This window comes from Pseudomonas moraviensis (assembly GCF_900105805.1).
Taxonomy (GTDB): Bacteria; Pseudomonadota; Gammaproteobacteria; order Pseudomonadales; family Pseudomonadaceae; genus Aquipseudomonas; species Aquipseudomonas moraviensis_A.
Genome location: NZ_LT629788.1, coordinates 5,495,343 through 5,509,959, shown reverse-complemented (window position 1 = coordinate 5,509,959; position 14,617 = coordinate 5,495,343). Strand labels below are relative to the sequence as shown.

Annotated in this window: 11 protein-coding genes and 2 tRNA genes; 5 read left to right on the top strand and 8 right to left on the bottom strand. The window is 60.7% G+C overall.

The features are described from left to right. Positions 1–26: 26 nt before the first annotated feature. The 3 genes from rpsF to rnr form a co-directional block, all read right to left on the bottom strand. The gene (gene rpsF / locus BLU71_RS24660; protein ID WP_016771938.1) at positions 27–449 is read right to left on the bottom strand and encodes a 30S ribosomal protein S6; all 423 of its coding nucleotides are present in this window, start codon (positions 447–449) and stop codon (positions 27–29) included. 306 nt (positions 450–755) lie between these two features. Continuing rightward, a complete protein-coding gene (gene rlmB / locus BLU71_RS24655) occupies positions 756–1,520 on the bottom strand; it encodes a 23S rRNA (guanosine(2251)-2'-O)-methyltransferase RlmB (protein ID WP_024011372.1) in 765 nt (254 codons plus the stop codon). Then, complete coding sequence (rnr, locus tag BLU71_RS24650; RefSeq protein WP_064363092.1) at positions 1,517–4,147, bottom strand: ribonuclease R; 2,631 nt, start codon at positions 4,145–4,147, stop codon at positions 1,517–1,519. Before rnr ends, rlmB begins: the two co-directional genes overlap by 4 nt. Positions 4,148–4,372: 225 nt before the next feature. Here rnr and BLU71_RS24645 point away from each other — a divergent pair. The 4 genes from BLU71_RS24645 to BLU71_RS24630 all read left to right on the top strand — a co-directional run bounded on the left by BLU71_RS24645 (position 4,373) and on the right by BLU71_RS24630 (position 7,486). Beyond that, positions 4,373–4,459 (top strand) — tRNA-Leu (locus BLU71_RS24645). A gap of 179 nt (positions 4,460–4,638) precedes the next feature. Continuing rightward, positions 4,639–4,725: transfer RNA gene (locus BLU71_RS24640), tRNA-Leu, on the top strand. 185 nt (positions 4,726–4,910) lie between these two features. Beyond that, positions 4,911–5,921, top strand: a complete 1,011-nt coding sequence (locus BLU71_RS24635; protein ID WP_016771941.1) for an extracellular solute-binding protein — start codon at positions 4,911–4,913, stop codon at positions 5,919–5,921. Then, positions 5,921–7,486, top strand: coding sequence for an ABC transporter permease (locus tag BLU71_RS24630; protein WP_083354084.1), 1,566 nt, complete (start codon positions 5,921–5,923; stop codon positions 7,484–7,486). The genes BLU71_RS24635 and BLU71_RS24630 overlap by 1 nt, the downstream gene beginning before the upstream one ends. A 91-nt stretch (positions 7,487–7,577) precedes the next feature. Here BLU71_RS24630 and BLU71_RS24625 read toward each other — a convergent pair whose 3' ends face one another. The 3 genes from BLU71_RS24625 to BLU71_RS24615 all read right to left on the bottom strand — a co-directional run bounded on the left by BLU71_RS24625 (position 7,578) and on the right by BLU71_RS24615 (position 12,183). Next, the gene (locus tag BLU71_RS24625; RefSeq protein WP_083354083.1) at positions 7,578–9,512 is read right to left on the bottom strand and encodes a methyl-accepting chemotaxis protein; all 1,935 of its coding nucleotides are present in this window, start codon (positions 9,510–9,512) and stop codon (positions 7,578–7,580) included. A gap of 139 nt (positions 9,513–9,651) precedes the next feature. Next, on the bottom strand, positions 9,652–10,941 hold the full coding sequence (locus tag BLU71_RS24620) for an adenylosuccinate synthase (RefSeq protein WP_042607807.1): 1,290 nt from the start codon (positions 10,939–10,941) through the stop codon (positions 9,652–9,654). Between the two features lie 54 nt (positions 10,942–10,995). Further along, the gene (locus tag BLU71_RS24615) at positions 10,996–12,183 is read right to left on the bottom strand and encodes an ATP phosphoribosyltransferase regulatory subunit (protein ID WP_042607806.1); all 1,188 of its coding nucleotides are present in this window, start codon (positions 12,181–12,183) and stop codon (positions 10,996–10,998) included. Between the two features lie 49 nt (positions 12,184–12,232). On the opposite strand from BLU71_RS24615, the gene BLU71_RS27390 reads away from it, so the two are divergent. Further along, complete coding sequence (locus tag BLU71_RS27390) at positions 12,233–12,478, top strand: hypothetical protein (protein ID WP_133247382.1); 246 nt, start codon at positions 12,233–12,235, stop codon at positions 12,476–12,478. Between the two features lie 17 nt (positions 12,479–12,495). Here BLU71_RS27390 and hflC read toward each other — a convergent pair whose 3' ends face one another. After that, a complete protein-coding gene (gene hflC, locus BLU71_RS24610) occupies positions 12,496–13,365 on the bottom strand; it encodes a protease modulator HflC (protein ID WP_016771945.1) in 870 nt (289 codons plus the stop codon). Next, positions 13,365–14,531, bottom strand: coding sequence for an FtsH protease activity modulator HflK (hflK, locus tag BLU71_RS24605; protein WP_024011368.1), 1,167 nt, complete (start codon positions 14,529–14,531; stop codon positions 13,365–13,367). The genes hflC and hflK overlap by 1 nt, the downstream gene beginning before the upstream one ends. Between the last annotated feature and the right edge of the window lie 86 nt (positions 14,532–14,617).

The following is a 14,617-nucleotide window of genomic DNA, read 5'->3' as shown; positions in this document are numbered from 1 at the left end:
ATAGGCTCCTTAATAAGGTCCGTGGATTACTCGTCAGCGTTATCGCTGTTGTCGCTGTCATCACTGTCGGTGCCTTCGGCGCCTTCGTGCTCAGGACGGTCGCGACGCTCACGGCGCTCACTGCGGTTTTCTTCAGCCTTGAGCATCTCGGACTGGCCGGTAACGGCTTCGTCGCGACGGATGACCAGGTTACGGATCACTGCATCGTTGTAGCGGAAGTTGTCTTCCAGCTCGGCCAGGGCCTTGCCAGTGCACTCAACGTTCAGCATCACGTAGTGAGCCTTGTGAACATTGTTGATTGCGTAGGCCAGTTGACGACGGCCCCAGTCTTCCAGACGGTGGATTTTGCCGCCGTCTTCTTCGATCAGCTTGGTGTAACGCTCAACCATGCCGCCGACTTGCTCGCTCTGATCCGGGTGGACCAGAAAGATGATTTCGTAATGACGCATGAATGCTCCTTACGGGTTGTAGCCTGCCGCTCAAAAACGGTCAGACAAGGAGTGAATGACACTTATGGACTTGCTGGCGCGGGGCACATGCGTGCCTGCCGTCACAGCAAGGGGCGCAATTGTAGAGAAGGGACAGAAGAGGTGCAAGGCAATTGGTGATTATTTGAACAACCACCGATCTTCGCCTTGGCGCAAAGCAATGTAGGAGTGAGCCTGCTCGCGATGAGGGTGCAACATTCAACTTATGTGCTGAATGTAACTCCGCTATCGCGAGCAGGCTCACTCCTACAATTGATTGCGTGAAGCTTATTTTTTCGCGGCAGCCTTGGCCTTCGCCCCGCGCTGGCGCTGGGCCTCGAACAGGCACACGCCGGTGGCGACCGAGACGTTGAGGCTGCTGACGCTGCCGGCCATCGGCAGGTTTACCAGATAGTCGCAATGTTCACGGGTCAGGCGACGCATGCCTTTGCCTTCGGCGCCCATGATCAGGATGGTCGGGCCGGTCAGGTCCTGGTCATAAATGCTGACCTCGGCTTCACCGGCCGTGCCGACTACCCAGAGGCCGCGCTGCTGAAGCTTTTCCAGCGTGCGTGCCAGGTTGGTCACGGCCACCAGTGGAATCACTTCCGCTGCGCCGCAGGCGACTTTACGCACAACCGGGGTCAGCGTGGCCGACTTGTCTTTCGGCACGATCACCGCCAGCGCCCCGGCCGCATCGGCCGAACGCAGGCAGGCGCCGAGGTTGTGTGGATCGGTCACGCCGTCGAGTACCAGCAACAGCGGCGCGCCTTCAGTACGATCGAGCAACTCGTCGAGCATCGCCTCGCCCCAGACCTGGCTCGGACTGACTTCCGCGACCACACCCTGATGCACGCCCTCAACCCAGGCGTCCATTTCGCGACGCTCGGCCTGGCCGACCTGCACACGGTTTTCGTTGGCCAGTTCGACCAGCGTCTGCACGCGCGGATCGTTGCGGCTTTCCGCCAGCCAGATCTGCTTGACGCGTTTGGGGTGGTGACGCAGCAACGCTTCTACCGCGTGAACGCCGTAGATTTTTTCCAACTGACTCATGACTTCGCCTTCGGTTTACGCGCCCCGCCGCTTTTGGCTGGAGCGGAACCCGCTTTTGGCGGGCCCTTACGGTGTTTGCTCGGCTTGGCTGGCTTGCCGTCGGTCGCCCTGTCAGGCGCCGACCGCCCGGTCTTTCCCCCGGACGCCGCTTTACCACCGTTTTTCGCATCGGCCAACAAGGCCTTCTTCAATTCACGGCTTTTGCGCAGCTCGGCGTTTTTCGCCACGGCATCGCTCGGGCGATAGGCTTCGGCAACCTTTTCCTTGGCCGGACGACGGCTGGCGGTTTTCGCTGGAGCCTTTTCTTCCGAAGCCTTGGCAGCAGGCGCAGCGGTTTCGGTGCCACGTTTCTTGCGACCGATCGGCGCGCTGATGGTTTTTTCCGCCATCTCGAAGTCGATCTTGCGTTCGTCGAGATCAACGCGCATGACCCGCACTTCAACGGTGTCGCCAAGACGGAAACTGCGACCGGTACGCTCGCCCGCCAAGCGGTGATGCACTGGATCGAAGTGGTAGTAATCGCCCGGCAGCGCAGTGACGTGCACCAGGCCTTCGACGTAAATGTCGGTCAATTCGACGAACAGGCCAAAACCGGTCACAGCGGTGATCACGCCCGGGAACGACTCGCCGACGCGATCCTTCATGAACTCGCACTTGAGCCAGTTCACCACGTCGCGGGTCGCTTCGTCGGCGCGGCGTTCGCTCATCGAGCACTGCTCGCCGAGTTGCTCCAGCGCCGCTTCGTCGTACGGATAGATGCGCGCCTTGGGAATGGTCATCGCACCGGCACGACGAACGTGCGGGGTGTCCTGTTTGGAGTGGATCACGCTGCGGATCGCGCGGTGCGTGAGCAGGTCCGGGTAACGACGGATCGGCGAGGTGAAGTGGGTATAGGCTTCGTAATTCAGGCCGAAGTGACCGTCATTTTCAGCGCTGTACACCGCCTGGCTCAAGGAACGCAGCATCACGGTCTGGATCAAATGGAAATCCGGACGATCCTTGATGCTCGCCAGCAGGGCCTGGTAATCCTTCGGCGACGGACCGTCCTTGCCCTTGTGCAGGGACAGGCCGAGCTCACCCAGGAAAGCGCGCAGCTTTTCCAGACGCTCTGGCGGCGGGCCGGCGTGAACGCGATACAACGCAGGAATTTCGTGCTTCTTGAGGAATTCGGCGGTGGCGACGTTGGCCGCCAGCATGCATTCCTCGATCAGCTTGTGCGCATCGTTGCGCACGGTCGGACGGATTTCGGCAATCTTGCGCTCGGAACCGAAGATGATCCGGGTTTCCTGGGTTTCGAAATCAATCGCGCCCCGCACATGACGGGCCGCCAGCAATACTTTGTACAACGCGTAGAGCTGCTTGAGGTGCGGCACGACATCGGTGTATTCGCCACGCAATTTGCGCGCTTCGGTAGCTTTCGGCGTTTCCAGCATCGCGCTGACCTTGTTGTAGGTCAGACGGGCGTGGGAATGGATCACTGCCTCATAAAAGCAGTAGTCGGTCATTTCGCCGGACTTGGAGATGGTCATCTCGCAGACCATGGCCAGACGATCGACCTGCGGGTTCAGCGAGCACAGGCCGTTGGACAGCTGTTCCGGCAGCATCGGGATCACGCGCTCGGGGAAATACACCGAGTTGCCGCGAACCTGAGCCTCGTTATCCAGCGCCGAGCCGATCTTCACATAACTGGAAACGTCGGCAATCGCCACGTACAACTTCCAGCCACCGGAGAACAGACGCAGCTTGCCCGGTTTGGCTTCGCAGTAGACCGCGTCGTCGAAGTCGCGGGCATCTTCGCCGTCAATGGTGACGAACGGCAGATGGCGCAGGTCGATGCGCTTCTCTTTGTCCTTCTCTTCGACTTCCGGCTTGAGCTTGCCGGCTTCCTTCAGAACGGCTTCAGGCCAGACGTGCGGAATGTCGTAAGTGCGCAGGGCAACATCGATTTCCATGCCCGGCGCCATGTAGTTGCCGACCACTTCGACCACATCGCCCTGAGGCTGGAAGCGCGGCGTTGGCCAGTGGGTGATCTTCACCTCGACGAACTGACCGATCTGCGCGTTGGCATTGCGGCCCGGGGTGACGAGCACTTCCTGCTGGATCTTCGGATTGTCGGCAACGACGAAACCGATGCCGCCTTCTTCGAAGTAGCGGCCGACGATCGTTTCATGAGCGCGGGATACCACTTCGACGATCACGCCTTCGCGGCGACCACGCCGGTCGAGCCCGGAAACCCGCGCCAGTGCACGGTCACCGTCGAACACCAGGCGCATTTGCGCCGGGCTCATGAACAGGTCGTCGCTGCCGTCGTCCGGCACGAGGAAGCCGAAGCCGTCACGGTGACCGCTGATGCGGCCGAGGATCAGGTCGAGCTTGTCCACCGGCGCGTAAGTGCCGCGGCGGGTGTAGATCAATTGAGCGTCGCGCTCCATAGCGCGCAAGCGGCGGCGCAGGGCCTCGATCTGGTCTTCTGTGGTCAGACCAAACTCTTCGACCAGTTGCTCGCGGGCAGCAGGCGAACCCCGATCGGCGAGGTGCGCCAGGATCAGTTCGCGGCTGGGAATAGGGTTTTCGTATTTTTCCGCTTCACGAGCGGCCTCGGGATCGAGGGACTGCCAATCGGCCATTAGAGAGTTTTCACCTTGTCTATATGCGGGTTAGTTTGGCATAGGCGCCGGGAAACGGGAAATTTCCGACTCTATAAGGCCTTACAAGGCCCTGTATCGACGCGCAGATACGCTTTTGAACGCCGCTGGTAAAAAAATTCAGTTTTTTCTGCAGCAGGGGTTTACAGTTAAAAAGACGCTCCGTATAGTGCGCGCCATCGACGACGCACAAGCGCTTTCGATGATGCCCAGGTGGTGAAATTGGTAGACACGCCAGCTTCAGGTGCTGGTGACCTTACGGTCGTGGAAGTTCGAGTCTTCTCCTGGGCACCAATTTCGAGTTTGAGACTAGATCAGTTTCAAGACTCACACAAAACCCGCGAAAGCGGGTTTTTTGCATTTGCGGGAAAGCTTTTGTTCACTCTGATTTATTAAAACCAAATCAGGGGTTTACAGATCAAAAAGGCCTCCGTATAGTGCGCCACATCAACAGCGGCAACGCTTGCGATATTGCCCAGATGGTGAAATTGGTAGACACGCCAGCTTCAGGTGCTGGTGACCTTACGGTCGTGGAAGTTCGAGTCTTCTTCTGGGCACCAATTCAAATCCAGGGTTCAGGCCTTGGATTTCCCAAAAACCCGCGAAAGCGGGTTTTTGCGTTTCTGGCTCCCTGAATTTCCGCAGGTCTACCCGATCCCCTTGTCCCGCACAAGCCGCACTTGAGAAACAATATCGTTTATCATTGTTGCAAGTTTTTGCAATGCGACAGTGAGGAACCCTGCGAATGACGTTTCGAAATACCCTGCGCCGAGGCTTGACCTTCACCCTCCTCGGCCTGGCGCTCGCCACTCCCCTCACCCAGGCTGCCGATGCGGTTTCCCTGACCCTCTACAACGGCCAGCACAAGGAAGTCGGCGATGCGATTGCCAAGGCTTTCGAGGCCAAGACTGGCATTCACGTCAACGTGCGCAAAGGCAGCAGCAATCAGCTCGCCAGCCAGATCATCGAAGAAGGCGATCGCTCCCCCGCCGACGTAATCTACACCGAAGAGTCGCCGCCGCTGAACAACCTCGGCGAACAGGGCCTGCTGGCCAAGGCCGATGACGCCACACTGGCGGTTCTGCCGGAAAAATATGTCGCCGCCAATGGCACCTGGATCGGTGTCACCGCCCGGGTGCGCGTGGTAGCGTTCAACCCGAAACTGATCGATGAAAAAGACCTGCCGAAATCGGTCATGGAGTTCTCCGAGCCACAATGGCAGGGCAAAGTCGGTTTCGTTCCGACCAGCGGCGCCTTCCAGGAGCAGGCCGTTGCGATCATCAAACTGCACGGTCGCGACGCTGCCGAAGAATGGCTGACCGGTCTGCGCGCGTTCGGCAAGACCTACAGCAACAACATGGTCGCGCTCAAAGCCGTGGAGAACGGCGAAGTCGCCACGGTGCTGGTGAACAATTATTACTGGTTCGCCCTGCAGCGCGAGAAAGGCAAGCTCGACTCCAAACTGCATTATTTCACCGGCGGCGACGCTGGCGGCTTGATCACCGTGTCCAGCGCTGCCGTGCTCAAATCCAGCAAACATCCAAAAGAAGCCCAGCAATTCCTCGCGTTCATGGCCAGCGAAGAAGGCCAGCGCGTGATCACCCAAACCACCGCCGAATACCCGCTGCACAAAGGCATGGAATCGGATCGCGGCCTCAAGCCATTCAGCGAACTGGAAGCGCCGAACGTCACTCCGGCGGATCTGGGCAATGCTGAAGAAGCCCTGGAGCTGGAACGCGAAGTTGGCCTGAACTGATGGCAGCATCGTTATCGGCCCCCGCCACGCGCGGGGGTTATGTGCCAAGACGCAAACGGCCGTCGATCTGGCTGGTGCTGCCGGTTCTGCTACTGGTGGTATTGAGCCTGTTGCCCCTGGCCTACGTCGGAGTGAAAGCCTGGCAGGCCGGCTGGGCCGAGGCGTTGCACTTGTTGTGGCGCCCGTATGTGTTTGGCCTGTTGCGCAATACTTTGGCACTGATGATCGGCGTGACGATCACCTGCGGCGTGATCGGCCTGTCGCTGGCATGGCTGCTGGAACGCAGCAATCTGCCAGGTCGACGCCTGTGGGGCGTGATCCTGTGCCTGCCGTTTGCAGTGCCGGCATTCGTCAGCAGCTTCACCTGGGTGTCGCTGAGTGCGCAGTTCGAAGGCCTCGGCGGCGCGATTCTGGTGATGAGCCTGTCGAAGTACCCGCTGATCTTTCTGCCAGTCGCGGCGACCCTGCGCAATCTCGATCCCTCTCTCGAAGAGTCCGCTCGCACGCTGGGGCAGAATCGCTGGGGCGTGTTTTTCCGCGTCACCCTGCCGCTGCTGTGGCCATCGCTGCTGGCCGGCTCGTTGCTGATCGCCCTGCACATGCTGGTGGAGTTCGGCGCGCTGTCGATCATCGGCCTGCAGACGTTTACCACGGCGATCTACCAGCAATTCGAACTGGAATTCAGCAACGCCAATGCCGCGATGCTTTCTGCGGTGTTGCTGGCGCTGTGTCTGCTCTTGTTGTGGCTGGAGTTGCGCGTGCGCGGCAAGGGCCGGCATGTGCGCACCGGCCAGGGCGCAGCCCGACAGGCCGAACAAGTAAAGCTTGGGCCGTGGGCTGCGCTCGGTCAGTTGTATTGCCTGTTGCTGGCGATCATCGGCAGCGGCATTCCGTTGGGAATGTTGGCGTACTGGCTGGCGGTCGGTTCGTCAGCAGCGTTCCCGGTAGCAGCGATCAGCGAGGCGTTATTGTCGTCGCTGGCATTGTCACTGGGCGGCGCGGCGTTGTGCCTGCTGCTGGCGGTTCCGGTCGGACTGCTGGTGGTGCGCTATAAAGGCCAATTGGCAATCTGGGCCGAACGCTTGCCTTATCTGCTGCACGCGCTGCCGGGACTGGTGATTGCGTTGACGCTGGTGTATTTCGCCCTGCATTACGTGCCGGCGCTGTATCAGACGTCGGGCTTGTTGCTGATCGCCTATGCGCTGCTGTTCCTGCCACTGGCGCAAGCGCCGATCCGTACCGCGCTGAACAAGGCTGCACCGCAGCTGGAAGAAGCAGCGCGTACGCTGGGCGCGTCGTCGTTCACGGCGTTTTGCCGGGTGACCCTGCCGATCATTTTCCCGGCACTGGGCGCGGCGTTTGCGCTGGTGTTTCTCGATGCGATGAAGGAATTGACGGCGACGTTGCTGCTCAGTCCGACTGGACTGAATACGCTGGCGACAGAGGTCTGGGCGCACACGGCGAATGTCGAGTTTGCGGCAGCGGCGCCGTATGCGGCGTTGTTGATTCTGGTCTCCGGACTGCCGGTATATCTGCTGACGACGCGGATGTATTTGAGCCGCTGAAACAGCTATCGCGAGCAGGCTCACTCCTATAGGGGAACGTATTCCAAATGTAGGAGTGAGCCTGCTCGCGATACGGCCAGCACAGCCAACATCAAGCGCGGAACTGCCCCAGACTGGCTTTCAGCTGCGCCGCCAGACCATCCAGCACCTTGCCACTGGCCGTGGTTTCCACCACTGCCTGCGCCGCTTTTTCGGCCTGTGCATGGATCGTCTCGACACGCCCCCGCACTGCCTGCGCGCCCTGCGCCTGATGCGCTGCCGCTTGCGTCGCCAGACCGATCGCCGCATGCACCTGCTCAACCGAAGCCTGCACCGACTGCTGCAACCGCGCACTGTCGCGCAATACCAGCAAACCTTCGCTGGCCTGCCGTCCGGCCTGGCCAATCGCTTCGACCGCTTCACGCGCGCCCTGCTGCAGAGCGACGATGTGCGCCTGAATATCGCCGGTGGAGCTTTGCGTCTTGCTCGCCAGGGCACGCACTTCATCCGCCACCACGGCAAACCCACGCCCGGTTTCACCGGCCCGCGCCGCCTCGATCGCAGCGTTCAATGCCAGTAGGTTGGTCTGTTCGGCGATGCCGTGAATCACCGTCAGCACCACCTCAATCTGCTCGCTCTGCTGCGCCAGCCGCTCGATGACTTTCGCTCCGGTATCGACCTGCCCTGCCAATGCCTCAATCAGGCTGCCGACTTTGGCGGAAGTACGAGTGTTCTCATCAGTGGCCTGGCGAATGTCGACAACCTGCTTTAACGCCGCCTGCATCGCCTGACTTTCCGACTGCGCCTCGTCGGCCATTTGCGACAGAGCGCGCAGGCTTTCTGCGACCTCATCGCGCTGCATCCCGGCAGCCGCATCGGCGCCGGCATTGCGCAAGGTCATCGCACCGATTTCCACGCCGGTGCGCTGAGCGACGTCGCCCGCCTCGCGCACGATCGGCTGCAACTTGTCGACGAAGCGATTGACCGCCGATGCCATGTCGCCAATCTCATCCTTGCTGTTGATCTGCACACGCTTGGTGAGATCGCCCTCGCCTGCCGCCAGATCATCCATCGCCGCGTTGAGCATTTTCAGGCGATTGACCACCCGATGACCCAGCACCACCGCCAGCAACAGCAGCACGCCGCAACCGACCAGCGCCAGGCCGAGGCCGATACGCCAGCGTAATGTCGCAGCCGCCTCTTGAACGGTCTGTGCGGTGTTGGCTTTCATTTCGCCAGCGGTGGCCTGTGCCGATTGCAGGCGTGCCTGCATAGCCTTGGCGCTGTCCGCGGCAGCGCCTTTGAGGCTGTCGCCGACCAGTTGATCGCTGCTGGCAATCAGCGCAAGGAAACGCTTGTCGAGCTCGGCCAGATCGGTTTCCACCGACGCCGTGGAAACACCCATCAGCACCTTGCCGATTTCCACGCCGTTGGGATTGATCGAGGCTTCGAGGTAGTAGACCGAGGGGTCGTTCTTCGCCGCATCCAGCACTTTGTCCAGCGCACGCTCGCCCTGGCCTTTTTCCAGCAAGGCCTTGTTGATCGGGTTTTCGCGATTGAGATAACGAGTCAGATGTTGGCCGGTGGCGTCGTCGTACACCACGAACAGCACGTTGGGGTTGCGCTGGGCACGGCGGGCGAACTCCGACAGCGTCGGTACGTCGCTGTCCCACATGGCACGCGGCGCTACGGATGCAAGCAACTGCGCCATGTCGTTGGCCGAATCCTTGAGATCCTTTTCGAGGGTCGCCCGTAGTTGCGCCTGCTCTTCTTTGAGGCGGGCAGACAAACCGGCGGTCAGGCGCTGACGAGTGCTGGCCGATAACGCATCAAGACTCGAGGTCACTTCACGCCCGGCCTGCTCCAGTTCACCGGAGAGCTTTTGACTGTCGGCACCCAGGCGCACGGCCAGATCGGCTTCCAGCGCCGTGACCGTGCTCCGCGTCAGGGCGACTGCGACCAGCACCTGCACCAAAAGGGCGATACCAAGGGTAACGAACACCGGCCGCAGCAAACGGCTTTGTAACAGTGAGAGAACGGCTGACACTTTAAATCCCTCTACTTCTGACGCCATTAATTTGATGGCACTCTTGTAGACAGATTCACAGCAAAGGTCATGCCGTCCAACAGGCATAAACGACAAAGGCCCCGATTAAGGGGCCTTTGTTTTTCGCATCAACGACTTATCAGGCAAACGGATGACGCAGGACGATGGTTTCGTTGCGGTCCGGACCCGTCGAAATAATGTCGATCGGCGCGCCGATCAACTCTTCAACGCGTTTGATGTAAGCGCGAGCATTGGCCGGCAGCTCTTCCAGGGTCTTGGCACCCACGGTCGATTCGCTCCAGCCCGGCACTTCTTCGTACACAGGCTGCAGGCCTACGTAGCTGTCCGCATCGGTCGGGGCAACGGCATTGCCTTCGGCATCCTTGTAGCCGACGCAGATGTTGATGGTTTCCAGACCGTCGAGCACATCCAGCTTGGTCAGGCAGATACCCGAGATGCTGTTCACATCGATAGCGCGACGCAGGATGACGGCGTCGAACCAGCCGCAACGACGGGCGCGGCCAGTGGTGGCGCCGAACTCGTGGCCTTGCTTGGCCAGGTGCGCGCCGACGTCATCGAACAGCTCGGTCGGGAACGGGCCGGAGCCGACGCGGGTGGTGTAAGCCTTGGTGATGCCCAGTATGTAGTCGAGGAACATCGGACCAACGCCCGAACCGGTCGCTACGCCACCAGCGGTGGTGTTGGAACTGGTCACGTACGGGTAGGTGCCGTGGTCGATGTCGAGCAACGAACCTTGCGCGCCTTCGAACATGATGTCCTTGCCGGCACGACGCAGGTCGTGCAGCTCGGCGGTCACGTCGAGCATCAGCGGCTTGAGCAGCTCAGCGTATTCCTTGCACTCGGCCAGGGTCTTTTCGAACTCGATGGCTGGCTCTTTGTAGTAACCGACCAGCATGAAGTTGTGGTAGTCCACCAGTTCACGCAGCTTGTCTTCGAAACGTGGCATGTTCAGCAGGTCGCCGACACGCAGGCCACGACGGGCAACTTTATCTTCGTAAGCCGGGCCGATGCCGCGACCGGTGGTACCGATCTTCAGCTCGCCACGGGCCTTTTCACGGGCCTGGTCCAGCGCGACGTGGAAGGACAGGATCAGCGGGCAGGACGGGCTGATACGCAGGCGCTCGCGCACCGGTACGCCTTTCTCTTCCAGCTTGGTGATCTCGCGCAGCAGGGCGTCAGGTGCAACCACCACGCCGTTGCCGATCAGGCATTGCACGCCTTCGCGCAGCACGCCCGACGGAATCAGGTGCAAAACGGTTTTCTCGCCGTCGATCACCAGCGTGTGACCCGCGTTGTGGCCACCCTGGTAGCGCACTACGGCGGCAGCATGTTCGGTCAGCAGATCAACGATCTTGCCTTTGCCCTCATCACCCCACTGGGTGCCCAGGACTACGACATTCTTACCCATAACACTTGTCCTCATTCGCGCAAACTTGGTGCCGGCGATGGCCGGCAGGAAAACTCAAGAAGCCAGTGGCGATACTTGCCAAAGCCCGTTCTGCTGAATCAATTGCCGGTCGCAGTCCGCATCACGGGCGGCGGCCAAAGGTTGTCCAGGCAACGCCTGAACGACACGCTGACCCTCACTGCGCAACTGGCAAACCTGCTGCCAGAGTGCCGCATCCGTACTGTCAGGCATCCAGATACCGCCAGACGGTAGCTCGATCTCAGCACGCCCCAGGGTCACCAGGGTTTTCAAATCGGTAGAGAAGCCAGTCGCCGGACGCGCGCGACCGAAGTCGGCGCCGATGTCATCGTAACGACCGCCCTGAGCGATGGACTGACCAACGCCCGGCACGAACACCGCGAACACCACACCGGTGTGGTAGTGATAGCCGCGCAATTCGCCGAGGTCGAAATACAACGGCAACTGCGGGAAGCGCACGGAAAGCCGCTCGGCGATCGCCAGCAGATCTTCCAGCGCCGCCAGAACCGGCGCCGGCGCATTGGCCAGACGCTCGCGCGCAGCATTCAACACTTCACGGCCGCCACACAGATCAACCAAGGCGCGCAGCATGCCCGACAGATCGGCCGGCAGACCTTCGGTCAGGGTAATCACTTCATCAATGGCCTTGCGCTGCAGGGCATCGAACAACTGCTGCTCGACTTCACCGGATAGACCGGCGGCGCGCGCCAGACCACGGTAGATGCCGACATGCCCGAGGTCCATGTGCACATCCGGCACATCGGCCAGTTGCAGCATGGCCAGCATCAGGCTGATGACTTCGACGTCGCTGCTCGGGCTGGCATCGCCGTACAACTCGGCGCCCAGCTGGATCGGGCTGCGCGAGGACGACAATGCACGGGGCTGGGCGTGCAGGACGCTGCCGGCGTAGCACAGACGGCTCGGACCCTCGCGACGCAGGGTGTGCGCATCGATACGCGCGACCTGTGGCGTGATGTCGGCGCGGAAACCCATCTGCCGGCCCGATTGCGGGTCGATGACCTTGAAGGTACGCAGATCCAGGTCCTGGCCCGCGCCGGTCAGCAGGGATTCCAGGTACTCGATATGGGGAGTCACGACAAACTCGTAACCCCAGCTCTGGAACAGATCCAACACCTGACGACGCGCGACTTCAATGCGCGCCGCCTCCGGTGGCAGTACTTCTTCGATGCCATCTGGCAGCAGCCAGCGGTCTACCGTTGCCATTACGCCATTCCCCTTTGATCCGGGCGGCCAGCACGAGGGCGAGCCTTGAGTGAAGCAGAAAATGACCGGGGCGTTCAAAACGCACGCGCATGAACGACGCAGCGAAAGGCCTGTTACCGGCTTCGCCCATCACTTTCCTCGAAAAACGCTCGGGCCGTTCAACCCGACGCCTGCAACAAAAACAGCAATCAAACATGCAGACGCAAAAAAGCCGGGAATTTCCCGGCTGCCGCATCATACACACGTTTTCCGAAAGGATCACCCCGCCCGAGGTTTTAGCCGCCGGGCGGAATGATTCAGGTCAACGTCGTGTCAAGGCTTGGCTTTTTCCAGGTAACGGAAGAAGTCGCTGCTTGGGTCGAGGACCAGGACGTCGGATTTGTTCGCGAAGCTTTCACGGTAGGCACGCAGGCTGCGGTAGAAACCGTAGAACTCCTGATCCTGACCGTAGGCCTTGGAGTAGATCGCTGCAGCCTGGGCATCACCGTCACCGCGAACCTCTTCGGATTCACGATAGGCTTCGGCCAGCAACACGCGGCGTTGACGATCGGCGTCGGCACGGATGCCTTCGGCCAGCTCGTTACCCTTGGCGCGGTGCTCGCGAGCTTCACGCTCACGCTCGGTGCTCATGCGCTCGAACACGCTGCGGTTCACTTCTTTCGGCAGATCGATGGCCTTGACCCGCACATCGACCACTTCGATACCCAGCTCTTTTTCCGCCATCTTGTTCAGCGATGCAGTGATGTCAGCCATCAGCGCATCACGCTCACCCGACACCACTTCGTGCAGGGTGCGCTTGCCGAACTGGTCACGCAGACCGGATTCCAGACGACGGGACAGACGCTCGTCGGCGATCTGCTTCAGACCCGAAGTCGCGGTGTAGAAGCGCTCGGCATCTTTCACCCGCCACTTGGCGTAGGCATCGACCATCACGGCTTTCTTTTCCAGGGTCAGGAAGCGTTGCGTCGGTGCATCCAGCGTCAGCAGGCGCGCGTCGAATTTGCGCACCTGGTTGACGTAAGGCACCTTCACATGCAGACCCGGCTGGACATCGGCCTGAACCACACGACCGAATTGCAGCAGCACCGCGCGCTCGGTCTGAGCGACGATGTAGAAGCAATTCCAGCCCACCAGTACCACGACAACGCCAACGATCAGGGCGATCAGCGATTTATTGCTCATCAGCGGGTCTCCCTTGTACGCGTCTGCGGCACGTCAGTGACATGCGGCGTGACGTCCGTGTTGTTGCTGGCGGCCGAACCGGTCACCGGTGCATTACCCGAACTGTTCTGGATCATCTTGTCCAACGGCAGGTAGAGCAGATTGCTCTGGCCGTTCTTGTTGCCGGTCACGAGGACCTTGCTGGTATTGCTGAAGACTTCCTGCATGGTGTCCAGGTACAGACGCTCGCGGGTGACTTCAGGAGCCTTGCGATACTCGGCGACCAGCTTGGTGAAGCGATCGGCCTCACCCTTGGCGCGCGAGATGGTCTCGTCGCGGTAACCGTTGGCATCCTCGATGATGCGCTGGGCCTGACCACGGGCTTCCGGCACCACGCCGTTGGCGTAGGTTTCGGCCTGGTTACGCGAGCGCTGCTCGTCTTCACGGGCGCGGATCACGTCATCGAAGGCTTCCTGCACTTCACGCGGTGCCGCTGCGCTCTGTACGTTGACCTGGGTGACAGTGATACCGGTGCGATAGGTATCGAGGAAACGTTGCAGACGCTCCTTGATTTCGCTCGCCATCAATTCACGGCCTTCGGTCAGCACCTGGTCCATGGCGGTGGAACCGACCACGTGACGCAGTGCACTTTCGGTCGCGTGCTGCAGGCTGATTTCCGGCTGATCGACGTTCAGCACGAAGTCCTGCAGGTTGCTGATCTTGTACTGCACGGTCAGTGGCACTTCGACGATGTTCTCGTCTTCGGTCAGCATCTGGCCCTGCTTGGTGTACGCACGCTCACGCGTCACGTTCTCCATGTACTTCTTGTCGATCGGCGGGAAGTAGATGTTCAGGCCCGGGCCGACAGTCTCGTAGTACTTGCCGAAGCGCAGCACCACGGCCTGCTCCTGCTCGTCCACCACGTAAACCGCGCTGTACAGCCAGACGGCCGCCAGCACGACCAGGCCGATGCCGAGCAGACCGCCGAAGCCGCCACTGCTCCTGCCGGAACCGCCGCCGTCATCACCGCGTTTCTTACCACCACCGAACAACCCGTTCAGGCTTTCCTGCAGCTTTCGGAAGGCCTCGTCGAGATCCGGTGGTCCCTTGCGGTCGCCGTTATTGCGGCGCTTGCCACCCCAGGGATCCTGATTATTCGAGTTGCCACCCGGCTCATTCCAAGCCATAGCGCTCTCCATCTGATAAAGCAAAGACGCACCCACGGCGCGCCGACCAATGCTACAGAATGCCTGCCGTCGCGGCACAACCGCTT